We start from the raw sequence: 26,909 nt of genomic DNA on the forward strand, positions 1-26,909 counted from the left end.
TGGGAGTGGCCAGTGACATTCGGTGAGCAGCCGGCTTATCTGCGCGTCGCGGGCGATCTACGGCAGAAGATCGTCGACGGTGCCCTGCCACCGCACACCCGGCTCCCCTCGCAGGCGCGCATCCGCCAGGAGTACGGCGTCTCCGACACCGTGGCGCTGGAGGCCCGCAAGGTCCTGATGGCGGAGGGCCTGGTCGAAGGCCGCTCCGGCTCCGGTACGTACGTACGGGAGCAGCCCGTCCCGCGCCGTGTCTCCCGCGCGGGCTACCGGGGGACCGCGCCCTCGACGCCGTTCCGGCAGGAGCAGGCGGAGGCCGGGGCGCGCGGCACCTGGGAGTCCAGCAGCGAGCAGGAGGAGGCCACTTCGTCCATCGCCAAGCGGCTCGGCATCCAGGAGGGCGACCGTGTGATGCGCACCCGGTACGTCTTCAGGGACGCGGGCGAGGCGATGATGCTCTCCACCTCCTGGGAGCCCCTGGCCGTGACGGGGCGTACGCCGGTGATGCTCCCCGAGGAAGGGCCGCTGGCCGGCTGCGGCGTCGTCGAGCGGATGGCGGCCATCGACGTCGTCGTGGACAACGTGGTGGAGGAGGTCGGCGCCCGGCCCGGCCTCGCGGCGGAGCTGCTGAGGCTCGGCGGCGTACCGGGGCATGCTGTGCTGGTCATCGAGCGGACGTACTACGCGTCGGGGATGGCGGTCGAGACGGCCGACGTGGTGGTGCCCGCCGACCGGTACCGGGTCGCGTATCACCTGCCCGTGAAGTGACCCGTACGCGGACTCCGCTGCGGTGAAGAAGGGGGCGCGCTCTGCGGAGTGCGCCCCCTTGTCCATGGCTTGATGCGTACCTCTTTGTGTAAATGCGTATCCGCTGAGTGAAGGTCAGGCGTACGCTCGGGCATATGCGGATTGCGGTTTCCTGGAGATCCTTAGAGGCGAGTGCACCGGCGGACGGGGGCGCACAGTGAACGACAGCGGTGCCGTGCTCCCATGGCTGGTCATACGGCAGGACGACAGCGGCAACCGCTATCGCGTCGGCCGGTACGCGACGAAGGCCGAGGCGCAGAAGATCGCCGACAGTCTCGACGGCCGAGGCCACAAGCAGCTCTACTGGGTCGAGCGGATAGGCCAGAGCGTCCAGTAGATGTCCGTACGCCGTAGGCTCCCGCCATGACTGATCGTGTCGTGGTGGTGGGTGCGGCCGTGTTCGACGAGGGCCGGCTGCTGGCCGCGCGCCGCAGCGCCCCGCCCGAGCTGGCCGGCCGCTGGGAGCTGCCCGGCGGCAAGGTCGAGCCCGGAGAGACCCCGGAGCGGGCGCTCGTACGCGAACTGCGCGAAGAGCTGGGCGTCGAGGCGGACGTGCTGGAGCGCATCCCCGGCGAGTGGCCGCTGAAGCCCGGGCACGTCCTGAAGGTGTGGACCGTCCGGCTGTTGTCCGGCGTGCCCCGCCCCCTCCAGGACCACGACGACCTGCGCTGGCTCCGTCCGTACGAGGCGGACACCGTGGACTGGCTTCCCCAGGACCGCCCTGCCGTGGCCGAGGCGGTACGCCGCCTGAACGCTGCGCCGGGGCCTGCCGCGCAGGCCTGACGGGAGGCGGCTGAGGCAGGGCGTGCGTGGACATCGCGTACGCCGTTCGTGCCACCGTGCTTCCGGCTCTGCGATAGGCCGGACCGTATATCGGGTATGTGCTGATTAACCCCCCGAAAAAGGACGCGGGCCTGCGGCTGATCTGGGATCTGGGATGTGGTCGGCGTGATCGACACCGACGGCGACTGCGCCGAGTGGACATTCCCTGCTGAGCCCGATGCCGTCCGCTCCGCCCGCCACGCCGTCCGCGACGCGCTGCGCGCCTGGGACCTGCTCGACACCGTCGGCGATGTCACCGTGCTGCTGGTGAGTGAGCTGGTGACCAATTCTTTGCGGTACGCGTCTGGGCCGATCGGGGTCCGTCTCGTGCGCCGTGCGGCCGGGGGCGCCGACGCCCACCCTCCGGGCGCACGCCCCGTACTGGTGGTCGAAGTCTCGGACCCCCTTCCGGATCCACCCCTGGAACGGGTCGCGGACGCCGATGACGAGGGAGGACGCGGTTTGCAGCTGGTGGCCTGTTCCGCCCAGCGGTGGGGCACGCGTCGCGGCAGAACGGGCAAGACGGTGTGGTTCGAGCTGGCTCTCCCTGGTTAGAAGAGTGAAGGGACAACGATCACCGCGAAGCCTCTTCCCCGGCTGAAAAGGAACGAGACCGTGCTGTGATCGTGAACGCCGTGCCGGTTGTGGCCGTAGTGCTGAATACTGCGGGAAGGACCGGTCCGGTGCGTTGAGCTGGAGGGGACGGTCGCGTGAACGAGATATCAGCGGCAGCGGGCGAAGTGATGTGGCAGAACAGCCCGCCCGGCTCGATCTACGACTACATAAGAGTCGCGTCCTTCTCGATCGGCCCGGGCGGGCTGGTCGAGCAGTGGAGCAGGCGGGCCGAGGAGCTGTTCGGTCTGCCCGCGCGCGACGTCGTCGGCAAGGACCCGGTCGAGGCATTCATGCCCCCTGAGCTGCGGGTGCGCGGACATCGCCGGCTCTCCGAGATCCTCGACGGCAAGGAATGGACGGGCCTGGTTCCGTTCCGGATGCCCGGCCGGGAAGGCCGCGACGGCCGCGAAGAAGGCGGCGGAGAAGGCGGCGAAAGCCGCGACGGGCGGGAAGGCGCCGAGGCGCGCGACGAAGCGCCGGCACACGGCATCGCGGAGATCTACGTGATGCCCAGCGCCACGGCCGACGGCGACCAGGCCGCGCTCTGCCTGGTCGTGGACGTCCGTGCCGTGCGCCGGATCGAGACCGATCTCGCCGCTTCGCAGGCCATTTTCGGCCAATCTCCTTTCGGCTTCCTGTTGTTCGGTACGGACTTCACCGTTCAGCGCGCCAACAAGCGCTTCGCCACCGTCTTCGGCGGCGCCGTGGAGGATCACCGCGGCCGCACTGTCCACGACTACCTCACCCGCGCCGAGGCCGACCGCATGTCCGCCGCCCTGACGCGGGTCCTGGAGACCGGCGAGGCCGTCACCGACATGCAGATCGTCGGCACCGCCCCCGGGGAGACGGAACGCAGGCACTGGTCGGTCAACCTCTACCGGGTGCACAGCGGATCCGGCCGCACCATCGGCGTCGCCGGGCTCGCCACCGACGTGACCCGACGCCATGTCGCCGCACGCGAGGCCGCCGACGCCCGCCGCAACCTCGCCCTGCTGAACGAGGCCGGCGCCCGCATCGGCAACTCCCTCGACCTGGAGACCACCGCCCGCGAACTCCTCGACGTAGCCGTCCCGGGCTTCTGCGACCTCGCGTCCGTCGACCTCTACCAAGGTCTCCTGGCCGGTGACGAAACCCCGCCGGGCCGGTCCGACGGCAGCGCCGAGCTGCGCCGCGTCGCCTTCGCCAGCGCCGTCTCCGACGGCCCGCTGGCAGCCCCCGGATGCGTCGCCGACGGCGACGACAGAGGCCCGACCCAAGTCGGCGACGTCCATCGCTACCCGTTCAACTCGCCCTGCGCGAGCGCCCTGCGCACGGCTCGCGTCCAGGCCGTACCCCGTGAGGACGGCAGCCTCGTACACACCACGCTCGCCGTGCCGATGGTCGCCCACGACACCGTCGTCGGCCTCGCCAAGTTCTCCCGTACGAAGGGCAGCGAGCCCTTCGGTGAACGTGACTGGGCGCTCGCCACCGAGCTGGCCGCCCGCGCCGCCGTCTGCATCGACAACGCCCGCCTCTACCGGCGCGAGCACGAGCGCGCACTGATTCTCCAGCGCAGCCTGCTGCCCCCCGGCGACCCGGAGGCCGCCGGACTCGACATCGCCTGCCGCTACCTGCCCGGCAACACGGCGACCGAGGTGGGCGGCGACTGGTTCGACGTCATCGAACTGCCCGGCCATCGCACGGCCCTGGTCGTCGGCGACGTCATGGGCCGCGGCCTGCGAGCCGCCGTCGCCATGGGCGAACTGCGCACGGCCGTAAGGACGTTGGCGCTGCTCGACCTGGAGCCGGCCGAAGTCCTGTCCGCGCTGGACGAGATCGCGCGCGGCCTCGGCTCGCCCAGCGGCGCCCAGCACGCCTCACGCGCCGCCCACAAGGCCCGGGAGGCCGACCTGTCGGAGGTCTACCTCGCGACCTGCGTGTACGCCGTCTACGACCCGGTCACCCGCCGGTGTACGTTCGCCAACGCCGGCCACCTGCCGCCCGTCCTGGTCGAACCGGGCGAGGAGGCGCTGCTGCTCGACGTACCGCCGGGCATGCCGCTCGGCGTCGGCGGGGAGCCCTTCGAGGAGGTCGAGGTCGAGGTCCCGGAGGGCGCGCTGCTCGCGCTCTACACCGACGGGCTCGTCGAGTCGCGCGACCATCCGCTGGAGGAAGGGCTGCTGGCGTTCCGCGCCGCGCTCGCCGATCCAGTACGCCCCCTGGAAGACGTCTGCGACCACGTACTGAACACTCTCGACACCCGGCACGGCGAGGACGACATCGCCCTGCTCATGGCCCGCATCCAGGGGATGCCCGCCGAGTCGGTCGGTGACTGGAAGCTTCCGCGCGAGCCGCGCTCGGTGGGCCGGGCGCGGGAACTGGCGCGGGCGCAGCTGATCACCTGGGGCCTCGAAGACCTGGTGGACACCACGGAGTTGCTGGTCAGCGAGCTGGTCACCAACGCCCTGCGGTACGGCGAGGGCGAGATCCGGCTCCGGCTGCTCCTCGACCGTACGCTCGTGTGCGAGGTGTGGGACGCGGGGCTGGTGCAACCGCGGCGGCGCCGGGCCCGCGACACGGACGAGGGCGGGCGCGGGCTCCAGCTGGTGGGGCTGCTCAGCGCCGCGTGGGGATCGCGGCGTACACCGCGGGGGAAGACGGTCTGGTTCGAACTCGCGCTGCCGACGGGGAAGGCGGACAAGGGCGAGCTGAGTGTCGACCAGGTGCTGAGCCTGTTCTGAGACGCGTCCGCGTCACCCGGTCTTCATGGCGGCCAGCCTGGCCTCGATCTCGGCGTCGTCGCCCAGGCTGTCCAGCTGCTCGAACTGCGCGTCCAGCGACGAGGCGGCGAGTTCCTGCTTGCCCATGGCCTTCGCCTCCTCGCGGCGCACCTTGTCCTCGAAGCGGCTCAGCTCGCTCGTCGGGTCCAGGACGTCGATGTTCTTGACGGCGTCCATCATCTGGTTCTGGGCCTGCGCGGTCTTGGCGCGGGCCACCAGTTCGTCGCGCTTGGAGGTCAGTTCGGTGAGCTTGGTCTTCATCTGGACCAGACCGGCCTTGAGCTTGTCGACGACCTCCGTCTGCATCGCGATGACGGGCTCGGCGGCCTTGGCCTCCTTCTCGGACTGGAGCTGGCGCTGGAGCGCGACTTTGGCGAGGTTGTCGAACCTGTCCGCCTCCGCGGCCGGCCCGGCACCGCGCATCTCGTCGGCCTTCCGGCTGGCCGCGAGCGCCTTGACGCCCCATTCCCTGGCCGCCTCGACGTCCTCCTTGTGGTCCAGCTCCAGGAGCCGCAGATTGCCGATCGTGGTGGCGACGGCCTCCTCGGCCTCCGCGATGTTGTTCGTGTAGTCGCGGATCAGCTGGTCCAGCATCTTCTGCGGGTCCTCGGCCTGGTCGAGGAGTGCGTTGATGTTGGCGCGGGCGAGCTGGGTCACACGGCCGAGGATGGTCTGCTTCGTCATGCGTGTCTCCTTGAGTGGTTACGGGGCTGTCGTCAGGGGGCTCAGAACCGGCCGCCGCCTCCTCTGCGGCCCCGCGTGCCGCCTCCGCCGAAACTGCCGGGACCGCGGCCGAAGCCCCCGCCGCCTCCGCCGAAGCCGCCGCCTCCCGGGCCGCCGCCCCGGCCACCGCCGAGCAGGCCGCCGAGGAGGATGCCGCCGAGCACGGCCCCGTTCAGGCCGCCGCCTCCGCCGGGCCCGCCGCCGATTCCGCCCCCGATCCCCCCTCCGAAGCCGCCGCCGAACTGGTCGCCGTACCCCCGTACATCCTGCTCGGCCAGGCTCTGCGCCTGCCGGGCCATGGCGTCCGCCTGTTGCGCCTCGGCCAGTGCGCCCTGCGCGTCGGACGCCGCGGCGGCCGCGGACCGTTCGAGGTGGCGCTGCGCCTCCGCGAGGCGGGTGCGGGCCTGGCTGCCGACCGCGCCCCGGTTCGTCGTGATGTAGTCGGCGGCCGCGCCGATCGCCGAGCGGGCGGTGAGCGTGGCCTGGTCGAGCAGGGCGCGCGCCCGGCGCCCCGCCGTCTCCCGCTCGCGCGCCCCCGCGAGGGCCTCGTCCAGTACCGCGTCGGCCTCCTCGACCCGGCGCAGGGCGTCGATCGGGTCGTACCGCCCCGACTTCTTCTCCTGCTGTACGTCGGCGACGACCGATTCGGCACGGGCGATACGCCCCTGCAGGTCCGCCGTCGCACCCCCGCCCTCCAGGAGGCCGCGCGCGTCGGCCAGATCGGTCTCGGTCTCCGTCAGCGCGCCGGGGAGCCTGCCCGCCGCCTCGGCGAGTTCGCGGGCGCGGCGGTCGATGGCGTCGACGAGGGTGGCGGCCTGGCCGACGGCACCCTCGGCCGCCCGTACGAACACGGCCGCCTTGCCCGTATCGCCCGCGTCCACGGCCTGGCGGGCCTCGGTGAGGCTGGTCGTCGCGAAGGCGAGCCGGTCCTTGGCCTGCCCGGCGTGGCCGGCGACGGGGGCGGCCGCGGAATCGGCGTAACGCTGTCGCATGGCGGTGAGCATCGCCTCGGCCGTGCCGGTACGCCCGGCGAGGTCGCGGAAGGCGACTTCAGCGGTGGCGAGGGCCTGCGGGGCGTTCTGTTCCAGGGCTCGCAGCTGGTCGAACGCGTCCGACTCGGCGTCGAGCCGTCGGTTGGCGCCGCCGCAGCGGGTGATGATCTCGTCGAGCATGCGGCGCCGGGTGGCGTCGTCCTCCGGGTAGGCGTCGTCGAGCTGCTGGCGCAGCCGGAAGGCGACGGCGAGTTCGTTCTTGGCGTACGTGAGTGCCTCGCCGAAGGGCCGGGCGGCCTCCTCGCCGAACTGGGCGGAGGCGAAGCCCAGTTCCTCCTCGCTGGTGCGGACGGCGTCGTCCGCCTCGACGAGCTCCCGCTTGGCCCGCGAGTCGAGCTCGGGCAGCGGGGTCTCGGGCGCTTCCGCGTGCTGGGCGGGCGTGGTGCGGGTGCTCGCGCGCCTTCTGCGCCGGGCGTACGTGTACGCCGCCAGCGCGCCGGCGGCGCCGACCACGACCACGGGGAGCACGAGGTCACCGGCGCCGCTCACGCCGTCGTCCGGCGTGCCGCCGCCGGGGTCGGCGGGGCCCGGGGTGAGGGTGGGCACCGGCACGGGCTTCCCGGCGAGCACGGCGGCGTAGCCGTTCGCGGCACCGATCGCCGCGCCCGCCCAGTCGTTCTCCCGCAGGGCGGGCTCGATGGCGGTTCTGGCGACGTCGTCGAGTTCGGCGTCGGTGAGGCGGGAGTCCTGGTCGACGGAGTAGGCGTACTGCCGGTCGTGGGTGGCGACGGCGAGCAGCGCGTCGTCGCGGCCGAGCCCGTTGCGCTCGGCGGTGTCGTCGGCCCAGCTCTGCGCGGATCTCCCGGAGAAGTCACGGACGTACGCGACGAAGAGCTGGACGCGGCGGGTGTCGTAGAGCCGGTCCAGTGCGGCCTCGACGTCGTTCGTACGGTCGCCGAGCGCGCCGACCTTGTCGGTGACCTGGCCGTCGCGGGAGAGGCCGATGGGGTCGTCGGCGCGGGCGCCTGCGCCTTGGGCGGCGGGCAGGGCGAGGCACGACGCGGCCAGCAGAGTACTGAGGATTACCCGGGCAGCGGCTGTTCGCGTCACGTTTGTGAGGTTATGTCGCGACTGTGCGCCCCGCGACCGGACGGCGGGCGGGTAGGGGAAAGACCCTGCTTCCGGGGCGGAGCGCCGGGTCAGACCAGCTTGGTCAGGAGCAGGGACGTGTCGTCCGGGGTCAGTTCGATCCCGAACACGTCCGCCAGGACCTTCGGGACCTCCTCCGGCTCCAGCTCCCGCACCTCCGGCGGCCCCGGAACCCCCGGCCTGATCGTCGTCAGCGTGCGGTTGTCCAGCAGGTACAGGCGGTCCGGGTGCACCCGCTGGATGAACGGGCGGTAGCTGAAGGGCGAGTGCGAGCTCGTCGCGACGAAGTGGTTCGCCGTACGGAAGTCGACCGGGTACTGCGGGTCGAGCGTGAAGGTGTGCCGCGCCATCCACCCGTCACCGGTGTCGTCGTTCTCGCTCTCGCCCTCCCGCTCGCCCGCCGGCTGGTACAGCGTCCACCCGTCCGCGCCCGGCGTGACCTCCCCGCGCCGCAGCCGGTACGCCCACACCCCGTCCGTCGTCTCCGTACCGTCCGTCAACTCGATCGGCTCCAGCGGGCTCGCCCCGAAACCGATGTCGCTCAGCCAGCGCTGCCCGTCGATCTCCACGATCAGCATGGCGTGCGTGGTCGGCAGCATCTTGGGGGTGCCCATGCGGATGCGGCCCAGGACCGCGAAGAACGTGAAGCCGAGCCGCTCGAGCGCCGCGGCGTACAGCGAGGCGTGCTCGAAGCAGTAGCCGCCGCGCGCGTTCCCGGTCATCTTGGCCTGGAGCGTGGCCAGGTCGAGCGGGACGTCCTGGCGCAGGACCGCGTCCAGGTTCTCCCAGCGCACGGAAAGTACGTGCGCGCGGTGCAGCTCGCGCAAGGTCTCCAGGGTGGGGGCGCGGTCCCCCTCGTACCCCAGATGGGCCAGGTAGGCGTCCAGATCGAGTGCTTCGCCGTTCCACATGCGTACGTTCCCCGTCGTCTTGTCCGTCGTGTGCGACAGGTGAAGCGCGGGACGTACGGCCTCTATTCCGGGCGGCGCCGGAGGATCTTGTCGCCCAGCCAGACCAGCGGGTCGTACTTGCGGTCAACGGCCCGCTCCTTCAAGGGGATCAGCGCGTTGTCCGTGATCTTGATGTTCTCGGGGCAGACCTCCGTGCAGCACTTGGTGATGTTGCAGTAACCGAGCCCGTGCTCGTCCTGCGCGGCCTTCTTGCGGTCGAGCCCGGCCCCGGCGGCCGCGTCCAGCGGATGCATGTCCAGCTCGGCGATCCGCATCAGGAACCGCGGCCCCGCGAAGGACGCCTTGTTCTCCTCGTGGTCGCGCACCACATGGCACGTGTCCTGGCACAGGAAGCACTCGATGCACTTGCGGAACTCCTGTGAGCGCTCCACGTCCATCTGCTGCATACGGTAATCACCCGCCGCGACCCCGGGAGGCGGTACGAAGGCGGGCACCTCCCGCGCCTTCGCGTAGTTGAAGGACACATCCGTGACGAGATCGCGTACGACGGGAAACGCCCGCAGCGGCGTGACAGTGATCGTCTCCTCGCGTGAGAAGACCGACATCCGCGTCATGCACAGCAGCCGCGGCCGCCCGTTGATCTCAGCGCTGCACGAACCGCACTTGCCGGCCTTGCAGTTCCAGCGCACCGCCAGATCCGACGCCTGGGTGGCCTGGAGGCGGTGGATGATGTCGAGGACGACCTCGCCCTCGTTCACCTCGACCTTGAAGTCCTCCAGAGCCCCGCCGTCCGCGTCCCCGCGCCAGACCCTGAAGGCCGCTGTGTAGCTGCTCATCAGTGGAGCTCCTCTTCGGCGAGGTACTTGACCAGCTCTTCCTTCTCGAAGAGGGCGAGCAGGTCGGGGCGGATGGGTTCGGTGGTCTCCCGTACGAGCGAGATCTGGCCCCGCGCCGGATCCGTCGGTGCCAGGCCGCCCGAGTCGTCCGCCAGTCGGCAGAGCAGATTGACCCGCCGCCACGTCCGCTCCATGGCCGGGCAGTCCTCCCGGGTGTGACCGCCACGGCTCTCGGTACGCTCCAGCGCAGCCCGCGCGACGCACTCGCTGACCAGCAGCATGTTCCGCAGGTCCAGCGCGAGGTGCCAGCCCGGGTTGAACTGCCGGTGGCCCTCGACCCCGGCCCGGCGGGCCCGTACCCGCAGGTCGGCCAGCTTCTCCAGGGCCTGCTTCATCTCTTCCTCGCGCCTGATGATGCCGACGAGGTCGTTCATCGTCTGCTGGAGTTCCTGGTGGAGGGTGTACGGGTTCTCCGGCGGGCGCCCGTCCGCCTCTCCCGGCTCCGGGCCCTCCGCGCTGAACGGGCGCAGCGCCTCGGCCGCCGCCGTGTCCACCTGGGCCGCGTCCGGCTGCGGGCGTGCGGTCCCGGTCCCGAACCCGATCGCGTACTGAGCCGCGTGCAGACCGGCCCTGCGGCCGAACACCAGCAGGTCCGACAACGAGTTGCCGCCGAGCCGGTTCGAGCCGTGCATGCCGCCCGCCACCTCGCCCGCCGCGTACAGCCCCGGGACGGTGCGGGTGGCGGCGGTGTCGGAATCGACCGCGATGCCGCCCATCACGTAGTGGCAGGTCGGGCCGACCTCCATCGCCTCGGCGGTGATGTCGACGTCCGCCAGCTCCTTGAACTGGTGGTACATCGACGGCAGCCTGCGCCGGATCGTCTCCGCCGGCATGCGCGTCGACACGTCGAGGAAGACGCCGCCGTGCGGGGAGCCGCGCCCCGCCTTCACCTCGGAGTTGATGGCGCGCGCGACCTCGTCGCGGGGGAGCAGCTCGGGGGGACGCCGGTTGTTGTCCGGGTCCTCGTACCAGCGGTCGCCCTCCTCCTCCGACTGCGCGTACTTCTCCTTGAAGACGTCGGGGACGTAGTCGAACATGAACCGCTTGCCTTCGGAATTGCGCAGTACGCCGCCGTCGCCGCGCACCGACTCGGTGACGAGGATGCCCTTCACCGAAGGCGGCCAGACCATGCCCGTGGGGTGGAACTGCACGAACTCCATGTTGAGGAGAGGGGCGCCCGCCAGCAGCGCCAGCGCGTGGCCGTCGCCCGTGTACTCCCACGAGTTCGACGTCACCTTGAAGGACTTGCCGATGCCACCGGTGGCCAGTACGACCGCCGGCGCTTCCAGTACGAAGAAGCGGCCGGACTCGCGCTCGTAGCAGAAGGTCCCCGCGACGCGGTCGTCCTCGTCCTTCAACACGCGGGTGACCGTGCACTCCTGGAACACCTTCAGCCGCGCCTCGTAGTCACCGAATTCGCGGAAGTCCTCCTGCTGGAGCGAGACGATCTTCTGCTGGAGCGTGCGGATCAGCTCCAGGCCGGTCCGGTCGCCGACATGCGCGAGACGCGGGTACTCGTGCCCGCCGAAGTTGCGCTGCGAGATCTTCCCGTCCGGCGTACGGTCGAACAGCGCGCCCCAGGTCTCCAGCTCCCACACCCGGTCGGGCGCCTCACGCGCGTGCAGTTCGGCCATCCGCCACTGGTTGAGGAACTTGCCGCCGCGCATGGTGTCGCGGAAGTGGACCTGCCAGTTGTCGCCGGAGTTCACGTTGCCCATGGACGCGGCGATGCCGCCCTCGGCCATCACCGTGTGCGCCTTGCCGAAGAGCGACTTGCAGATGACCGCCGTACGGGCCCCCTGCTCCCGCGCCTCGATGGCGGCGCGCAGTCCGGCGCCGCCCGCGCCGACCACGACGACGTCCCACCCCTGCCGTTCGAGCTGCGTCATCAAACACCTTTCAACTGGTCAACCGGTCATCTAGAACAGCCGCGGGTCGTCGAAGACGCCGGACGCCACCAGGTAGACGTAGAAGTCGGCGAGGGCGACGCTGATCAGCGAGGCCCAGGCAAGCTGCATGTGGCGGGCGTTGAGCCTGCCGACCCAGCCCCACAGGCGATAGCGCACCGGGTGCTTGGAAAAATGCTTGAGCTTGCCGCCGACGATGTGCCGGCAGGAGTGGCAGGAGAAGGTGTACGCCCAGATCAGCACGATGTTGATCAGGAAGACGACCGTGCCCAGACCCATGTGGCCCCACGCGTAGTCCTCGTCGCGGAAGGCGAGCACCGTGTCGTACGTGAGGATCCCGGCGACCGGGACGGCGGCGTAGAAGAAGTACCGGTGGATGTTCTGCAGGATCAGCGGGAAGCGGGTCTCGCCGCTGTACGTCTTGTGCGGCTCGGCGACCGCGCAGGCCGGGGGCGAGGCCCAGAAGCCCCGGTAGTAGGCCTTGCGGTAGTAGTAGCAGGTCAGCCGGAAGCCGAGCGGGAAGATCAGGATGAGCAGGGCGGGTGACAGGCCCCACCAGCTGCCGAAGATCTCCCAGTTGGGGCCGCCCTTCATCGGTACGCAGTTCTCCGCCAGGCAGGGCGAGTAGAACGGCGAGACATAGGGCGCCGCGTAGTAGTCGGCGTTCGCGAAGGCCCGCCAGGTCGAGTAGACGATGAAGGCGAGCAGCCCGGCGGCGGTCGCGGCGGGCGCCAGCCACCAGCGGTCCGTACGCAGATGCCGGGCGGTGATCGCGGCGCGTGTGGCGTCATGGACGCCGTGGACACCCGTGCGGGGCTGGGGTTCTGTGCCAGTGGCCAACGAGGACTCCGTATGGAGCGGGCAGTCGGGACAGGGCGGGGGCCGGGGGCCGTGCGTACTGCTACGGCGCGTGCCGGTCGCGTGCGCCGAGGCCCTCGTCGTCCGAGTCGGTCCACAGCGCGCTGTTGTACGGGTCGTCCGAGATGGCCACCAGGTCGGGGCGCTTCTCGGGCCGGCGCAGGGTGGGGGCGGCCTCGCTCAGCAGGGCCAGGCTCTCGCGGAGATGGCCGGCGTCGGTGCGTACCCGCCTGACCTCCAGGCTGCCGCCGCCCACCTGCTGCTCCAGCCGTTCCACCGACTGGACCAAGTTGTCGAGGCAGCGCTGAACCGCTGCCAGGTCGTCTTGCAGGGACATGTGGTGCCCTCATTTCCACGGTGGCGCGTGGTAACGCTCATGCGCCTGCGAGTGTCGCGCGTCACGTCCCCTCTTGTGAAGGGATGTGCAGCGATTCTCGGCGCGCGGCCCTCCGTGCGCCCCCTTCTGTTGGGCCGCACGGGTGGGGTTCGAGAGGTTCGCCGCCGTGTCGCCGACGGCTCACGCGCGGGGTCCTTTTCAGTTGGGGGGTAATAGATGTGATCACCATCATATGCCGCCAAAAGTGAAAAACCGGGCCCATTCCGACAGGGGATGGGCCGGGCCGGCCCTGGAGGTACCAGCCATGTCCCACGACGGCGTCCCAAGCGGGGAGGCAGCCCCGGTAAACCGCCGCAGGCCCCAGCGAGCGCGAGCGGCCCGCTGTCTCGCGCTCGTCACCGCCGGGGTGCTCGGGCTGCCCGCACTGGCGGGCTGCGCCTCGGGAGACGACGAGGCGCAGGGGGTGACGGTCCCCCAGGACATCGCCCCGGCCGGCCGCGAGCAGGTCGCCGACGGCGGCACGGTGCGCTGGGCCGTCGACACGACGCCCGCCACGCTCAACACCTTCCAGGCGGACGCCGACTCCTCCACCACGCGCATCGCGGGCGCCGTACTCCCGTCGCTCTTCACTCTCGACGAGCGAGGCCGCCCGCAGCGCAACGCCGACTACCTGGAGTCGGCGGAGATCGTCGAGCGCGAGCCCAAGCAGGTCGTGCTCTACAAGATGAACCAGCAGGCGGTGTGGAGCGACGGCCGGGAGGTCGGGGCGCCGGACTTCGTGGCCCAGTGGCGTGCGCTCAACGGCCGGGACACGGCGTACTGGACCGCCCGCAACGCCGGCTACGAGCGCATCGAGCGGATCGAGCGCGGCGCCAACGACCTGGAGGTGCGGGTCACCTTCGCCAAGCCCTACGCGGACTGGCGCTCGCTCTTCACGCCGCTGTACCCGAAGGACGTGATGGGCAGCCCCAACGCCTTCAACGACGGGGCCCGCTCCAAGCTCAAGGCGACCGCGGGTCCCTTCACGCTCAAGGAGCTGGACCGCGCGGGCGGCAAGACCACCCTCGAACGCAATCCCCGCTGGTGGGGGCAGCCCTCGAAGCTCGACACGCTCGTCTTCCGCACGGTGACGCGCGACAAGCGCACCGCCGCGCTCGCCGCCGGTGAGCTCGACATCGCCGACATCGGCCGCAGCACCGCCGACCGCGTCGCGCTGGCCGCGCGGGACGGCGGAGCCAAGGGACAGCAGCTGAACCACGGCCCCGGCGCCGCCGTCACGCCCGCCTCCGCGCTCAGATCCTGGGCCCTCGCCCACGGCTCCTCCGAGGAGCTGGCCGCCGCCGAACAGGAGGCCCGTGAGGAGTCTCGGGTGGCGATCGAGAAGTACGCCGACGAGCAGACCGCACTGCGCGGCTTCGACATCCGCAAGTCCCTCGAACCCGCCTACACGCAGCTCGCGCTGAACGGCACGTCGGGACCGCTGACCGACGACCGGGTACGCCGCGCCGTCGCCCGGGCCATCGACCGCCGCGAGCTCGCCGAAGCCGTACTGAAACCGCTCGGCCTGCCCGCCCACCCGCTCGGCAGCCACCTCGCGCTGGCCGGCCAGGAGGCGTACACCGACAGCAGCGGCGCCCTCGGCGACCAGGACACCCAGGCCGCCCAGGCGCTGCTCGCGGACGCGGGCTGGACGCCGGGCGGAGCCAAGGCGCAGAAGCCGGACGGCGCGAAGGCGGGCAGCGCGGCGGAAAAGAAGGAGAAGAAAAAGGAAAGCGAAGCCGACGAAGGCATGTACATCATCGGGGACGAGAGCGACAGCGGCGCCGGCGCCGGCAGCGACTCCGTGCCCGGTGATTCCAAGCCCGGCGACTCCAAGCCCCGCGGCTCCAACAGCGCCCGGTCCGGTACGTACGTCCTGGCCCCGGCGCCCGCCGCGGCCCTCCAGAGCCAGGCGCTGCGCATGCAGGCACGTTTCATCCAGGCGAAGGACAGCACGAGCGGTGCGCGCACCGAGGACAGCGCCGACGGCGAGAAGAAGGGCGGCGTCGCCGGCGCCTACGCCCCGCTCGGCACAGCCGCACCCGCTCCGGGCGCGGCCCGGGGGCCGCTCGGCAAGGACGGCAAGGCCCTGAACTTGCGTTTCGTACTCCCGTCGGGGCCCGGCTCGGAGACGCTGCGTGCCGTCGGGGAAAAGATCTCGAGGATGCTGGAGCGCGTCGGCGTACGCACGGAGATGGTCAAGGTCTCCGACGACAGCTACTTCAAGGACCACATCGCCTCGGGCGACTACGACCTCGCCCTCTACTCCTGGCCCGCCACCGCCTACCCGGCCACCGACGCCCGCCCGATCTTCGCCAAGCCGGAGCCGGCCGCCGACGGGACGCTGGTGGTCGAGCAGAACTACACGCGCGTGGGCACCGACCACATCGACCAGCTCTTCGACCAGGCCATGACCGAGCTGGACGAGAAAGCGGCCCGTGACCTGGTGAAACGGGCCGACGCCCGGATCTGGGCGGCGGCCGGGTCGATCCCGCTCTTCCAGCGTCCCGAGCTGGTCGCGGTCAAGCCGGACCTCGTCAACGCCGGCGCCTTCGGCTTCGCCGCACCGCGCTATCAGGACATCGGCTTCAAGAAGGCCGAAAACGCCGAGCGAGGGAAGAACTAGCAGGTCAGAACCCTCAGGATTGGCTCAACTCCCTTGCCCGCCGGCGCCCCGGCGGGCAAGGTGCTGTGTGCCCATTGACCCGGCACCGCTCCGCACCCCCACCCCCCACGCGCACAGCCGGATTCTCCTCCCCGCCACAGCTCCGCCGGACCCACGGAGCCCTTGTGCGGGGCCGGTATCGATTGCCCGGGAAGCCCGCGCGGCTCACTCCCCGTACCATGGGGGGTAGCCGTGGCGCGACCGCCCGGCGGGCGTATGAGGAAACGAACCGAATACGACGCCCGATCCCACGATCGAGAGAAGCGCAACTCACCCATGCCCACGCGCCACGACATCCGTAACGTAGCCATCGTCGCCCACGTCGACCACGGCAAGACCACCCTGGTCGACGCCATGCTCAAGCAGGCCGGCGCCTTCGCCGCGCACGCCGCCGAGCACCTCGACGACCGCATGATGGACTCGAACGACCTGGAGCGTGAGAAGGGCATCACGATCCTGGCCAAGAACACGGCCGTCAAGTACCACCCCAAGGATGGCGGCGACGTCATCACGATCAACATCATCGACACCCCCGGCCACGCCGACTTCGGTGGTGAGGTCGAGCGCGGCCTGTCGATGGTCGACGCGGTCGTCCTGCTGGTCGACGCCTCCGAGGGCCCGCTGCCGCAGACGCGCTTCGTGCTCCGCAAGGCGCTTCAGGCCCGGATGCCCGTCATCCTGTGCATCAACAAGACGGACCGCCCGGACTCCCGGATCGACGAGGTCGTCAACGAGACGTACGACCTGTTCCTGGACCTGGACGCGGACGAGGAGCAGATCGAGTTCCCGATCGTCTACGCCTGCGCGCGTGACGGCGTCGCCTCGCTGACCAAGCCCGAGGACGGCACCGTCCCGCCGGACAGCACGAACCTCGAGCCGTTCTTCAACACGATCCTGTCGCACGTCCCGGCCCCCGAGTACGACGAGGCCGCCCCGCTCCAGGCGCACGTCACCAACCTCGACGCCGACAACTTCCTCGGCCGTATCGCGCTCTGCCGCGTCGAGCAGGGCGAGCTGAAGAAGGGCCAGACCGTCACGTGGATCAAGCGTGACGGCACGATGTCCAACGTGCGCATCACCGAGCTGCTGATGACCGAGGCGCTCACCCGCAAGCCGGCCGAGAAGGCCGGCCCCGGCGACATCTGCGCAGTGGCCGGTTTCCCGGACATCATGATCGGCGAGACCCTGGCCGACCCCGAGAACCCGATCGCGCTGCCGCTCATCACGGTCGACGAGCCGGCGATCTCCATGACCATCGGTACGAACACCTCGCCGCTGGTCGGCCAGGGCGGCAAGGGCCACAAGGTCACCGCCCGCCAGGTGAAGGACCGCCTCGACCGCGAGCTGATCGGTAACGTCTCGCTCCGCGTCCTGGACACCGAGCGCCCCGACGCCTGGGAGGTCCAGGGCCGCGGTGAGCTCGCGCTGGCGATCCTCGTCGAGCAGATGCGCCGTGAGGGCTTCGAGCTGACGGTCGGCAAGCCCGTCGTCGTCACCAAGCAGGTCGACGGCAAGACGTACGAGCCGATCGAGCGCATGACGATCGACTCCCCCGAGGAGCACCTCGGCGCCATCACGCAGCTGATGGCGACCCGCAAGGGCCGCATGGAGACGATGACGAACCACGGTTCGGGCTGGATCCGCATGGAGTGGATCGTCCCGTCCCGCGGCCTCATCGGCTTCCGTACGGAGTTCCTTACGCAGACCCGCGGTACGGGCATCGCGCACTCCATCTTCGAGGGCCACGAGCCGTGGTTCGGCGACCTGCGCACCCGTAACAACGGCTCGCTGGTGGCCGACCGCGCGGGCAAGGTGACCCCCTTCGCGATGATCAACCTCCAGGAGCGCGGTGTCATCTTCCTGGAGGCCGGCACCGAGGTCTACGAGGGCATGATCGTTGGTGAGAACTCGCGCTCCGACGACATGGACGTGAACATCACCAAGGAGAAGAAGCTCACCAACATGCGCGCGGCTGCCGCGGACAACACGGAGAACGTGGTCCCGGCGCGCAAGCTCTCGCTCGAGCAGTCGCTGGAGTTCTGCCGCGACGACGAGTGCATCGAGGTGACCCCGGAGACCGTGCGTATCCGCAAGGTCGTCCTGGACCAGAAGGAGCGCGGCCGCACGGCTTCGCGCGCCAAGCGCTGACCCACAGGGATCAGGCACAGCGTCGGAAAGACGGGCCCGGTACTCCACGCAGTTCGTGGAGTACCGGGCCCGTCTGTCTGCCTGTCCTGGGGTCAGCAGAACTTCTTCGCGGCGGTCGGCAGGCCTCCCGGCACCGACGTGCCGCAGCGGATGCCGCCTTCGGCGCGGGCCTTCCAGCTCACGGCCTTGCCGTACCGGCCGGTCTTGATCCACTTGGTGCCGCCGTCGCACCGGTACTGGGTGTAGTAGCCCGAACCCTTCACGACACCGTCGTACAGCACGTAGGTGCCGCGCCTGCTGAGCGTGTGACGGATCGACTCGGAGGAGGTCTTGGTGCGCTTGCCCTCGACCATCAGGCTGGTCTCCAGCTTGCCGCCGAGGCTCAGGATGGCGGCGTCACCGCTGACCTCGGCGCCCGCCGTCGCGTTCACGCTCGCCATGATGCTGGTTTCCTTGCCCATGTTGAACGTCTTGGTGATGGTGCCACCGGTGTAGTGCTCGATGACCTTCTTGTGCGTGATCACGTAACTCTTCTTGGCGCTGGTCCACTTGTAGATGTTGGTGCCCCGGTCACAGATCGGCACGGCGGCGTTGGCCGTCGTCGCCGACACGCCGGTCAGGAGCGAGGCGATGGCGAGCGTGGTCGTTGCTCCGGCCGCGATGATTCTGCGCATGAATTCCCCCTTGCAAGAGCGAACAACTCCCGTAGTCCGCCACTCAGTTCAGCCCGGTCACCCGGGGTGCGAGAGCAGTTTTAGTCGTAGACACGACAACGCCGCAATGGACTTGAGTGGAATATGAGCTTTGCTTGAGTGAATACCCGCGTCGTCGGTTTCGGTCGGGGAGTTTTGCCGAACAATGACCTGTCGCATGGAACCCCGACGCACGATCACACCTCTGCGAGGGGGCAGCATTTGCTTTAGTGGTCAACTGGAAGCGGGTGGTCGTCCCGATGCGCGCTCGGCGCCGGCTCCGTGGGTCGCCGCGACCGCTGTACAGGAATGCGGGCCGGGCGGGTCGGCGCAACCGGTTTTTGCGGTCTTGATGTTCGGTTTCCGGGTCATGGCGACCGATAGATGTGTAACGAGTCCGTTTCGCAACCATCTATCTCTGATCGGTTTGTCCAGATTTCGATCCTTGTACACGATGGGTGTGATCGAACCGAGACCAAAAGTCTGTAGTCGAGCCGTACGTGATGGCCAATAGTTGAGCGCGTAGAGCTCGGGTCAATGGGTCACGCGCTGTGGGGAGTGCCGACTCACGAGCACACGATGGGTACGTGAACTGCCGCCTTCAGGGGTGTTGGTCGGCAGGACGGTGCCCTCTCTTGTAGTGAAAAGTGGACTCATGAGGAGGACCCCATGTGTGGTGCCATAAGCACCGAAAGGGTCGTGCGCGCGGTAGTGATCCCCACGGGGGATGAACGATCGTGACCAGTCCAGCACAGACCGAGAATGCCGCCCTGTCCGAGGTGTCGGGCGGGGATGCATTGGCGAAGGGCGAGGTTCCGGCCCCCCGGAAGGCTGTTGGGCTCTCGCCCGGCCAGCTGATGTGGCGCCGCTTCAAGCGGGATCGCACGGGTGTCGTATCCGCTTGCATCGTCATCTTCTTCTTCGTCATCGCCCTTCTCGCCCCGGTGATCTCGATGGTGTACGGGAAGGATCCGTACACCCTCTACGGGCAGGACAGCATCGAGCTCCTCGATGAGTTCAGCATGCCGACCGGTGCTTTCGGAGGAGTCTCCGGCGAGCACTGGTTCGGCATCGAGCCGAACCTCGGCCGCGATGTATTCATGCAGCTGATCTACGGCATCCGCACCTCGATCTACACGGCACTGGCGGCGACCGTCCTGATGGTCTTCATCGGCGTGCTGATGGGGCTCATGGGCGGGTACTTCGGCGGAAAGATCGACTACTGGCTGGGCCGGATCACGGACTTCCTGCTGGGCTTTCCCAGTCAGCTGTTCTTCATCGCGTCCATGCCGGTGATCGTGGCGGCGTTCGTCCGCCCCGACGAGGAAACGCCCACCTACCTCCGTGCGACCGCGATCATCATCGTGCTGTCGTTCCTGGGGTGGATGGGACTGTCCCGACTGATCCGGGCGTCGACGCTCTCCCTGCGTGAGCGGGAGTTCATCGAGGCCGCGAAGATCGCGGGTGCCTCTCCCTGGCGGATCATCCGCAAGGAGCTGCTGCCCAATCTGGTCACACCGATCCTGGTGCAGGGCACGCTTCTGCTGCCTTCCACCATCCTCTCGGTGGCCTTCCTCTCCTTCGTGGGCGTCGGCTTCGTCGAACCCACTCCGGACTGGGGGCGGATGTTCGCGATCGGCGCGGACATCTATGAGCAGGACCCGGCCTACATGTTCTTCCCCGGTGTCGCCATGGTCGTGTTCGTCGTGGCGTTCAACCTCCTCGGCGACTCGGTCAGGGACGCCTTCGACCCGAAGACCGGCCGCTGAAGTCCCACTGAGGGACAGCTGCCCCCAGGGCGACGCCGGCGATCCGACCGGACGAGCCAGGCAGCACAGTTGGATCACTACTGACAGATAGGTACTCATCACCATGAGCATCTTTGGCACGCGCAAAACCCGCGCAGTGGTCGTCGCTCTGGCGGCCGGCTCCCTGGCGCTCACCGGCTGCAGCAGCAACGGCGGCGGCAGCGACACCAAGGGCAAGAGCAAGAACCAGGACGACGCCGCCGCGCAGGCCTCGGCCGTCAACTACGGCGACGCCAAGTCCTCGACCGGCCCGGCCGTCGAGGTTCCGGGCGCCAAGCCCGGTGGCACCATCACCGTGTACCAGGAGGACGACTTCTCCCACCTGGACCCGGCTCAGACCTACGTCAGCGACGGCCGTCTGCTCGGCCGTCTGCTGCACCGCGGCCTGACGCAGAACCAGGAGAACGACAAGGGCGAGATCACTGTCGTCGGCGACATCGCCACCGACGCCGGTAAGTCGTCCAACGGCGGCAAGACCTGGACGTACACGCTCAAGAGCGGCATCAAGGACCAGAACGGCAACGAGATCACCTCGGCCGACGTCCGCCACACCGTTGAGCGTCTGTACGCGCCGTTCATCACCGACGGCCCGATCTACCTGCAGCAGTGGCTGTCGGGCGCGGGCACCACGTACCGCAAGGCGCTGCCGGACGGTCCGTACAAGGGCAAGCACCTGCCCGACTCCGTCCTGTCGACCCCGGACGAGAAGACGGTCGTCTTCAACTTCAAGACCCCGCAGCCCGACCTGCCGCAGGCGCTCGCGATGGTCGGCTACTCCGTCGTGCCCGAGAAGACGGACACGAAGGAGAAGTACGACACGGCCCCGGTCGCCACCGGCCCGTACAAGATCTCGGACTTCAAGCCGGGCAAGTCCATGAAGCTCGTGAAGAACACGAACTGGGACGCCAAGACCGACTCGGTCCGTCATCAGTACGTCGACGGCTTCAACATCGACTTCAACCACGACGACGACGACCAGACCAAGACCATCCTGGCCGACCGCGGCGAGGCCAAGAACGCCGTGATGTTCACGGGTCAGGTCTCCACCAACCAGGTCCGCAACGTCGTCTCGGACGCCGCGGCGAAGAAGCGCACCATCGACGGCTACGCGCCGTACGTGTGGCAGCTCAACTTCAACCTTGACCGGATGAAGGACAAGAAGGTCCGCGACGCCATCACGTACGCGATGCCGAGCACCAACATCTACAAGCCCGACGGTGGCGCGTACGGCGGTGAGACCGCGACCGGTCTGATGGCCCCGACCGTGCCCGGGTACGAGAAGGACTACGACCCCTTCGGCAAGCTGAAGAAGCCGAACGGTGACATCGAGAAGGCCAAGAAGCTGATCGAGGAGGCCGGCGCCAAGGGCAAGAAGGTCGTCTACGCCTACGCCAACACCCCGGTCCGCCAGCAGCAGGCGGTCGTCATCGAGACCGCGCTCGAGAAGATCGGTCTGGACGTCCAGAAGAAGGAGATCGACGGCGCCACCTGGTACGAGCAGGTCGGCAAGGTCAAGAACGGTCTCGACCTCTACATGACCGGCTGGGGCCAGGACTGGCCGTCCGCCTCCACCGTCATCCCGCCGCTGTTCGACGGCAAGCAGCTGCAGGACGGTTCCTCGGTCTACTCGCACATCAACGACCCCAAGGTCAACGCCGAGATCGACCGCATCCTGAAGATCACGGACCCGGCTGAGGCGACGAAGGCCTGGACGACGCTGCACCACGACATCGTGGAGCGGATCAACCCGGCTGCCCCGCTGTACTTCACCAAGGTGTTCCAGATCCAGGGCTCCAACGTCGGCGGTGCGCGCTACTCCACCGACGTGAGCTACGTGGACGTCACGCGCCTGTACCTGAAGAAGTAGCAACGCATCGATCGGTCCCCGGGGTGTGCGCACGGCGGAATGCACACCCCGGGGCTCCGGTCCTCTCCTCTCGACCCCCTCACAGCCGCCGTCCTGAGAGCAGCGACCAGCCATGCTTCAATTCTTCCTTCGCCGATTGTCCGGCGCAGTTCTGATCCTCTTCTTGATCAGTGCTTTCACGTTCTTCATGTTCTTCGCCATTCCGCAGGATCCCGCTCTGCTCGCCTGCGGCAAGAACTGCACGCCGGATGCGCTGGAAGTCATTCACAAGAACCTCGGCCTTGACCAGCCGGTTCCGGTGCAGTACTGGAACTACATGGTCGGCATCTTCGCCGGGCGCGACTTCGCCGTCGGAGCCTGCCCGGCCCCGTGCTTCGGTTACTCCTTCGACAGCCAGCAGCCGGTGTGGGACACGATCATCGACCGGTTCCCGCTGACTCTCTCCCTCTCGGCCGGTGGCCTGCTCGTCTTCCTGGTTGTCGGTCTCGGCGCGGGCATGATCGCCGCGTGGAAGAGGGGCACCGCCACGGACAAGATCTTCAGCGGCGGCTCGCTGGTTCTCACGTCGATGCAGATCTACTTCCTCGGCCCGATCGTGCTCGGCCTGTTCGTCTACAGCACCGGGTGGCTCAACAAGCCGAAGTACGTTCCCCTCACCGAGAGTCTCAGCGGCTGGTTCATGGGCCTGCTGATCCCATGGCTCGTCATGTCGGTGATCTTCACAGCTCAGTACACGCGTATGTCCCGCTCGACGATGATCGAGCAACTTCAGGAGGAACACGTCCGCGCCGCCCGTGCCAAGGGCATGAGCAGCAAGTTCGTCTTCTTCCGCTACGCCTGGCGTGGTTCCCTCATTCCGATCGTCACCATCATCGGAATGGACATGGGAGCGCTCTTCGGTGGCGCCATGGTCACTGAACTCACCTTCGGCCTGGCGGGAATCGGCCGACTGGCACGTGACTCGGTCCTCGACAAGGACCTTCCGCTGACCATGGGCGTGATGATCGTCAGCGCCGCCTTCATCCTTCTGTTCAACGTCATCGTGGACGCCCTGTACGCGATCATCGACCCGCGCGTGCGTCTGTCCTAGGAGAACGACCGTGACCACACTCACCAAGACCGAAGGCGCCGAGGCTCCGACCGAGTCGGATGCGTTTTTGTCGGTGCGCGACCTGCGTGTCCAGTTCTCCACCGAGGACGGCATCGTCAAGGCCGTGGACGGGCTCTCCTTCGAGCTGGAGCGCGGCAAGACCCTGGGTATTGTCGGCGAGTCGGGCTCCGGCAAGTCGGTTACCAACCTCAGCATCCTGGGCCTGCACAATCCGAAGAGCACCACCATCACGGGCTCGATCCGGCTGGACGGCGAGGAACTCGCCGGCGTCAAGGACAAGCAGCTCGAGCACCTCCGTGGCAACAAGATGGCGATGATCTTCCAGGACGCGCTGACCGCCCTGTCGCCCTACTACACCGTCGGCCGGCAGATCTCCGAGCCGTTCATGAAGCACACCGGAGCCAGCAAGAAGGAGGCCCGCGCGCGGGCCGTCGAGATGCTGGGCAAGGTGGGAATCCCCGACCCGAAGGCACGGGTCGACGACTACCCGCACCAGTTCTCCGGTGGTATGCGGCAGCGCGCCATGATTGCCATGTCGCTGGTCTGCAACCCCGAACTGCTGATCGCCGACGAGCCGACCACGGCTCTCGACGTGACCGTTCAGGCGCAGATCCTCGATCTGCTCAAGGACCTCCAGCAGGAGTTCGGTTCCGCCATTGTCCTGATCACCCACGACCTCGGTGTTGTGGCCAACACCGCGGACGACGTGCTGGTGATGTACGCGGGACGCGCGGTGGAGCGCGGCTCCGTGCGCGAGGTGCTCAAGAACCCGCAGCACCCGTACACCTGGGGCCTGCTCGGCTCGATGCCCCGCCTCTCGTCCGATGTGAGTGAGCCGCTGCAGCCCATCCCCGGCACGCCGCCCAGCTTGCTGAACCCGCCGACCGGCTGCGCGTTCAACCCGCGCTGCACGTACGTCGATCTGGTCGACGGAAGCAGCCGTTGCGTGAACGAGCGTCCGCTCCTCCCCGACGGGCGCGGCTCCGCGTGTCACCTGACGGCGGATCAGAAACAGCAGGTTTTTATCGAGAAGATTCAGCCCCGGCTGGGCTGATCAACCAGCGACTGGGGCTATGACCATGAGTACGAAGAACACGAAATCCGATGTCACCGATGCGGTTCCCGCTCAGCGCGAGCCGGCGTCCGGCGAGCCGCTGCTCGAAGTCCGAGGCCTGACCAAGCACTTCCCGATCCGTGGCGGCTTCCCCATCAAGCGCACGGTCGGCGCGGTTCAAGCCGTCGACAACATCGACCTGCAGGTGTACCCGGGCGAGAGCCTCGGTCTCGTCGGGGAGTCGGGCTGCGGCAAGTCGACCACCGGCCGGCTGCTGACCCGGCTGATGGAGCCGACCGGCGGTACGATCACGTACCGCGGCCAGGACATCACGCATGCCGGCCGCAAGAAGCTGGCTCCGATCAGGTCCGAGATCCAGATGATCTTCCAGGACCCGTACGCCTCGCTCAACCCGCGGCAGACGGTCGGCACGATCGTCTCGGGTCCGATGGAGATCAACGGGATCAACCCGCCCGGCGGACGCGAGGCCCGGGTGCGGGAGCTGCTGGAGATCGTCGGTCTCAACCCCGAGCACTACAACCGCTTCCCCCACGAGTTCTCCGGCGGTCAGCGTCAGCGCATCGGCGTGGCCAGGGCGCTGGCGCTCGAGCCGAAGCTGATCGTCGCCGACGAGCCGGTCTCCGCACTCGACGTCTCCATCCAGGCCCAGGTCATCAACCTGCTGCAGGGACTCCAGCGCGACCTGGGGATCGCCTTCGTCTTCATCGCCCACGACCTGGCCATCGTCCGGCACTTCTCGGAGCGCGTCGCCGTGATGTACCTGGGCAAGATCGTCGAGGTCGCGGACCGCGATTCGCTGTACAACCGGCCACGTCACCCGTACACCCACGCCCTGCTGTCCGCGGTGCCCGAAGCTGACGTCGACCAGACCAAGAAGGAGCGGATCCGGCTGTCCGGCGACGTTCCTTCGCCGATTCTGCCGCCGTCCGGCTGCCGGTTCCGTACGCGCTGCTGGAAGGCGCAGGACAAGTGCGCCACGCAGGAGCCGCCGCTCGTCCAGCTCTCGGGCAACAAGGACGGGCACCTGACCGCCTGCCACTTCCCCGAGGACCCGACGACCGAGGCGCGCGGCGAGGACATCATCCTCGACCCCGCTCTCGTGGCCATCGAGTCGGCGCAGGCGCAGGAGGGCAGCCGGGCCGGCAAGACCGGCTGACTCGCCCGACGGACGTCAGAGCCCCCCGTGGACCGGTACCGGTCGGCGGGGGGCTTTCGCGGCTTTACGGGAGCCGCAACGTGATCCAGGGGACGGTGTCACCCGGCAGCAGATAACGCTCGGTCTCGACGAACCCGTGCTTCTGCGCGAACCGCAGGCCGTCCACGTTGGAGAACAGGACGACGGTCTCGATCACCCCGGCACCGAGCTCCCGCGCCCCCGTGCGCACCTCGGGGCGTCAACTCCGTTTGCCTAGCTCCACTGGAGTTCGTTTTCCAGCAGGCCCATGGTGAACATGTCGTACCACTGGCCATCGCGTCGGAAGGTCTGGCGCAGCCTGCCTTCGTTGACGAAGCCGACCTTCTGATAGATGTGGTGGGCAGCGTGGTTCTCCGTCACGACCGTCAGAGTTATCTTGTGCAGGCGCATCTTCTCGAAGCCGTAGCGGCAGATCGTCCGCATCGCGTCGGTGGCGTAGCCACGGCCCCAGTACTCCTTCTCGCCGAGGTAGATGTCGAGCTCGGCGCATCCGGTTTCCGGCGTGGCGTCGTGCAATGCGACGAGACCGATGAGCTTCGAGTCACTGAGGACCTCGATCCCGAAAAGGACGTCGTCGTACGCATTGCGTGGCCGCTCGGCCATCCACTTCTCGACCTGGGCCAGTGACTGGGCGTACCCGTCGCTCATCCATCGCATGACGTCGGGGTCGTGGTTCCACCGCCACAGGGCTTCAGCGTCCGACGGCGCCATGGGCCGCAGCTTCACCAGATCTCCGAGCGCCATGTCTGCCGGCCCTTCGTGGTTTCGTGATCAATCTTTACGAACCCGGTAGTGGTAACACAGGCTGAGCTGCGCGTTCAATCCGATTTACCGCCGCACGCATTGGGGCAGCACGATGGCCGCTCCGACAGAAGCCCGGCCCAGCGGATGCACCGGGCCGGGAGACCGCGGGACGTCTGGTGGGTTGATCATCTTCTTGAACGGCACATCGAGCTCCGGGAAGTCGAGCATCGCCCGGGAACTTCTCCGGGTCCTGGACAACACGTGCTTCCACATGCCGGTTGACGCCTTCCACGCCATGCGGTCCGAGCACGAGATCCCGGCGGAGGGGCTGCAAGCCGAGATCGACCGCACGGTCAGGGGCTTCCACCGCGCGGTTGCCGGCATGTCCGCCAGCGGCAACACCGTCGTGGTGGACCACGTGCTGAGCCAGCGGTGGCGGCTCCTCGACTGCCTCGGTCTGTTCGCTCCCGAGAATGTCTTCCTGGTGGGCGTGCACTGCCCCTTGGAGGAACTGGAACGCCGCGAAGAAGCGCGCGGCGACCGTGGACCGGGGCTGGCCGCGCGGCAGTTCGAACACGTGCACACTCACGGCGTCTACGACATCGAGTGCGACACGAGCAAGAGCACCCCCCTCGAGTGTGCGCAGCAGATCAAGGACTACTTGCCGCACCGGCCGGCCCCCACGGCTTTCGAGCGCTTGCGACTGAGGATGCCTGCGCGTGGCTGATGCGGAAGGTCGTGTGTGACGTCACGCTCGTGCTCCGCGAGAGCGACGGCCCCGGGCGCGCGCCC

22 protein-coding genes and 1 pseudogene are annotated in these 26,909 nt (G+C 68.7%); 13 read left to right on the forward strand and 10 right to left on the reverse strand.

Going from position 1 to position 26,909, the window contains the following annotated elements:
• Positions 1-12: 12 nt before the first annotated feature.
• The 5 genes from AC1P0E_RS22220 (at position 13) to AC1P0E_RS22240 (ending at position 4,961) form a co-directional block, all read left to right on the forward strand.
• On the forward strand, positions 13-765 hold the full coding sequence (locus tag AC1P0E_RS22220; protein ID WP_482743893.1) for a GntR family transcriptional regulator: 753 nt from the start codon (positions 13-15) through the stop codon (positions 763-765).
• 196 nt (positions 766-961) lie between these two features.
• Positions 962-1,141 carry an SPOR domain-containing protein gene (locus AC1P0E_RS22225; protein ID WP_482743894.1) on the forward strand — a complete coding sequence of 60 codons (180 nt, stop codon included), beginning with the start codon at positions 962-964 and terminating at the stop codon, positions 1,139-1,141.
• 26 nt (positions 1,142-1,167) lie between these two features.
• A complete protein-coding gene (locus AC1P0E_RS22230) occupies positions 1,168-1,587 on the forward strand; it encodes a (deoxy)nucleoside triphosphate pyrophosphohydrolase (protein ID WP_482743895.1) in 420 nt (139 codons plus the stop codon).
• 156 nt (positions 1,588-1,743) lie between these two features.
• Positions 1,744-2,181 (forward strand): ATP-binding protein, encoded by a 438-nt coding sequence (locus AC1P0E_RS22235; protein WP_482743896.1) that lies wholly within the window; start codon positions 1,744-1,746, stop codon positions 2,179-2,181.
• A gap of 188 nt (positions 2,182-2,369) precedes the next feature.
• On the forward strand, positions 2,370-4,961 hold the full coding sequence (locus tag AC1P0E_RS22240) for a SpoIIE family protein phosphatase (protein WP_482745858.1): 2,592 nt from the start codon (positions 2,370-2,372) through the stop codon (positions 4,959-4,961).
• 12 nt (positions 4,962-4,973) lie between these two features.
• Here the strand turns inward: AC1P0E_RS22240 and AC1P0E_RS22245 are convergent, their stop codons facing one another.
• The 7 genes from AC1P0E_RS22245 to AC1P0E_RS22275 form a co-directional block, all read right to left on the reverse strand.
• Positions 4,974-5,684, reverse strand: a complete 711-nt coding sequence (locus AC1P0E_RS22245) for a PspA/IM30 family protein (protein ID WP_482743897.1) — start codon at positions 5,682-5,684, stop codon at positions 4,974-4,976.
• 41 nt (positions 5,685-5,725) lie between these two features.
• Positions 5,726-7,825 (reverse strand): TPM domain-containing protein, encoded by a 2,100-nt coding sequence (locus tag AC1P0E_RS22250; RefSeq protein ID WP_482743898.1) that lies wholly within the window; start codon positions 7,823-7,825, stop codon positions 5,726-5,728.
• 89 nt (positions 7,826-7,914) lie between these two features.
• Complete coding sequence (locus tag AC1P0E_RS22255; RefSeq protein WP_482743899.1) at positions 7,915-8,775, reverse strand: arylamine N-acetyltransferase family protein; 861 nt, start codon at positions 8,773-8,775, stop codon at positions 7,915-7,917.
• A gap of 62 nt (positions 8,776-8,837) precedes the next feature.
• Positions 8,838-9,611, reverse strand: a complete 774-nt coding sequence (locus tag AC1P0E_RS22260) for a succinate dehydrogenase/fumarate reductase iron-sulfur subunit (RefSeq protein WP_482743900.1) — start codon at positions 9,609-9,611, stop codon at positions 8,838-8,840.
• The gene (locus tag AC1P0E_RS22265) at positions 9,611-11,560 is read right to left on the reverse strand and encodes a fumarate reductase/succinate dehydrogenase flavoprotein subunit (protein ID WP_482743901.1); all 1,950 of its coding nucleotides are present in this window, start codon (positions 11,558-11,560) and stop codon (positions 9,611-9,613) included. Before AC1P0E_RS22265 ends, AC1P0E_RS22260 begins: the two co-directional genes overlap by 1 nt.
• Before the next feature lie 30 nt (positions 11,561-11,590).
• On the reverse strand, positions 11,591-12,418 hold the full coding sequence (locus tag AC1P0E_RS22270) for a hypothetical protein (RefSeq protein WP_482743902.1): 828 nt from the start codon (positions 12,416-12,418) through the stop codon (positions 11,591-11,593).
• Between the two features lie 61 nt (positions 12,419-12,479).
• Positions 12,480-12,773, reverse strand: coding sequence for a hypothetical protein (locus tag AC1P0E_RS22275; RefSeq protein WP_482743903.1), 294 nt, complete (start codon positions 12,771-12,773; stop codon positions 12,480-12,482).
• A gap of 304 nt (positions 12,774-13,077) precedes the next feature.
• Between AC1P0E_RS22275 and AC1P0E_RS22280 the strand changes: the two genes are divergently transcribed.
• Both AC1P0E_RS22280 and typA read left to right on the forward strand, forming a co-directional pair.
• On the forward strand, positions 13,078-15,438 hold the full coding sequence (locus tag AC1P0E_RS22280) for an ABC transporter family substrate-binding protein (protein WP_482743904.1): 2,361 nt from the start codon (positions 13,078-13,080) through the stop codon (positions 15,436-15,438).
• A 315-nt stretch (positions 15,439-15,753) separates the two neighbouring features.
• Positions 15,754-17,625 carry a translational GTPase TypA gene (gene typA / locus AC1P0E_RS22285; RefSeq protein WP_482743905.1) on the forward strand — a complete coding sequence of 624 codons (1,872 nt, stop codon included), beginning with the start codon at positions 15,754-15,756 and terminating at the stop codon, positions 17,623-17,625.
• Between the two features lie 92 nt (positions 17,626-17,717).
• On the opposite strand, the gene AC1P0E_RS22290 is transcribed toward typA, so the two are convergent.
• On the reverse strand, positions 17,718-18,299 hold the full coding sequence (locus tag AC1P0E_RS22290) for a hypothetical protein (protein ID WP_482743906.1): 582 nt from the start codon (positions 18,297-18,299) through the stop codon (positions 17,718-17,720).
• A 797-nt stretch (positions 18,300-19,096) separates the two neighbouring features.
• Here AC1P0E_RS22290 and AC1P0E_RS22295 point away from each other — a divergent pair.
• The 5 genes from AC1P0E_RS22295 (at position 19,097) to AC1P0E_RS22315 (ending at position 25,334) form a co-directional block, all read left to right on the forward strand.
• Positions 19,097-20,086, forward strand: coding sequence for an ABC transporter permease (locus tag AC1P0E_RS22295; protein ID WP_482745859.1), 990 nt, complete (start codon positions 19,097-19,099; stop codon positions 20,084-20,086).
• Between the two features lie 103 nt (positions 20,087-20,189).
• Entirely contained in the window at positions 20,190-21,992 is a 1,803-nt protein-coding gene (locus AC1P0E_RS22300) for an ABC transporter substrate-binding protein (RefSeq protein WP_482743907.1), read from the forward strand.
• 112 nt (positions 21,993-22,104) lie between these two features.
• Positions 22,105-23,082 carry an ABC transporter permease gene (locus tag AC1P0E_RS22305; protein ID WP_482743908.1) on the forward strand — a complete coding sequence of 326 codons (978 nt, stop codon included), beginning with the start codon at positions 22,105-22,107 and terminating at the stop codon, positions 23,080-23,082.
• 10 nt (positions 23,083-23,092) lie between these two features.
• The gene (locus tag AC1P0E_RS22310) at positions 23,093-24,157 is read left to right on the forward strand and encodes an ABC transporter ATP-binding protein (RefSeq protein WP_482743909.1); all 1,065 of its coding nucleotides are present in this window, start codon (positions 23,093-23,095) and stop codon (positions 24,155-24,157) included.
• A gap of 25 nt (positions 24,158-24,182) precedes the next feature.
• The gene (locus tag AC1P0E_RS22315; RefSeq protein ID WP_482743910.1) at positions 24,183-25,334 is read left to right on the forward strand and encodes an ABC transporter ATP-binding protein; all 1,152 of its coding nucleotides are present in this window, start codon (positions 24,183-24,185) and stop codon (positions 25,332-25,334) included.
• 64 nt (positions 25,335-25,398) lie between these two features.
• Here the strand turns inward: AC1P0E_RS22315 and AC1P0E_RS22320 are convergent.
• Both AC1P0E_RS22320 and AC1P0E_RS22325 read right to left on the reverse strand, forming a co-directional pair.
• Positions 25,399-25,551, reverse strand: a pseudogene (locus AC1P0E_RS22320) (GNAT family N-acetyltransferase); the annotation flags it as partial.
• Between the two features lie 35 nt (positions 25,552-25,586).
• Positions 25,587-26,117, reverse strand: coding sequence for a GNAT family N-acetyltransferase (locus AC1P0E_RS22325; RefSeq protein WP_482743911.1), 531 nt, complete (start codon positions 26,115-26,117; stop codon positions 25,587-25,589).
• Between the two features lie 112 nt (positions 26,118-26,229).
• Between AC1P0E_RS22325 and AC1P0E_RS22330 the strand changes: the two genes are divergently transcribed.
• Positions 26,230-26,844 carry a chloramphenicol phosphotransferase CPT family protein gene (locus AC1P0E_RS22330; RefSeq protein WP_482743912.1) on the forward strand — a complete coding sequence of 205 codons (615 nt, stop codon included), beginning with the start codon at positions 26,230-26,232 and terminating at the stop codon, positions 26,842-26,844.
• Positions 26,845-26,909: the final 65 nt, after the last annotated feature.

The sequence above is a fragment of the Streptomyces sp. TRD_SC_5 genome, from assembly GCF_056836825.1.

Bases quoted from the DNA above. Each gene is read 5' to 3' on its own strand.
- AC1P0E_RS22240 (WP_482745858.1), top strand. From the start codon at position 2,370: ATGTGGCAGAACAGCCCGCCCGGCTCGATCTACGACTACATAAGAGTC.
- AC1P0E_RS22230 (WP_482743895.1), top strand. From the start codon at position 1,168: ATGACTGATCGTGTCGTGGTGGTGGGTGCGGCCGTGTTCGACGAGGGC.
- AC1P0E_RS22265 (WP_482743901.1), bottom strand. From the start codon at position 11,560: ATGACGCAGCTCGAACGGCAGGGGTGGGACGTCGTCGTGGTCGGCGCG.
- AC1P0E_RS22315 (WP_482743910.1), top strand. From the start codon at position 24,183: ATGAGTACGAAGAACACGAAATCCGATGTCACCGATGCGGTTCCCGCT.
- AC1P0E_RS22300 (WP_482743907.1), top strand. From the start codon at position 20,190: ATGAGCATCTTTGGCACGCGCAAAACCCGCGCAGTGGTCGTCGCTCTG.
- AC1P0E_RS22290 (WP_482743906.1), bottom strand. From the start codon at position 18,299: ATGCGCAGAATCATCGCGGCCGGAGCAACGACCACGCTCGCCATCGCC.
- typA (WP_482743905.1), top strand. From the start codon at position 15,754: ATGCCCACGCGCCACGACATCCGTAACGTAGCCATCGTCGCCCACGTC.
- AC1P0E_RS22275 (WP_482743903.1), bottom strand. From the start codon at position 12,773: ATGTCCCTGCAAGACGACCTGGCAGCGGTTCAGCGCTGCCTCGACAAC.
- AC1P0E_RS22260 (WP_482743900.1), bottom strand. From the start codon at position 9,611: ATGAGCAGCTACACAGCGGCCTTCAGGGTCTGGCGCGGGGACGCGGAC.
- AC1P0E_RS22325 (WP_482743911.1), bottom strand. From the start codon at position 26,117: ATGGCGCTCGGAGATCTGGTGAAGCTGCGGCCCATGGCGCCGTCGGAC.
- AC1P0E_RS22305 (WP_482743908.1), top strand. From the start codon at position 22,105: ATGCTTCAATTCTTCCTTCGCCGATTGTCCGGCGCAGTTCTGATCCTC.
- AC1P0E_RS22245 (WP_482743897.1), bottom strand. From the start codon at position 5,684: ATGACGAAGCAGACCATCCTCGGCCGTGTGACCCAGCTCGCCCGCGCC.
- AC1P0E_RS22280 (WP_482743904.1), top strand. From the start codon at position 13,078: ATGTCCCACGACGGCGTCCCAAGCGGGGAGGCAGCCCCGGTAAACCGC.
- AC1P0E_RS22330 (WP_482743912.1), top strand. From the start codon at position 26,230: ATGGCCGCTCCGACAGAAGCCCGGCCCAGCGGATGCACCGGGCCGGGA.
- AC1P0E_RS22255 (WP_482743899.1), bottom strand. From the start codon at position 8,775: ATGTGGAACGGCGAAGCACTCGATCTGGACGCCTACCTGGCCCATCTG.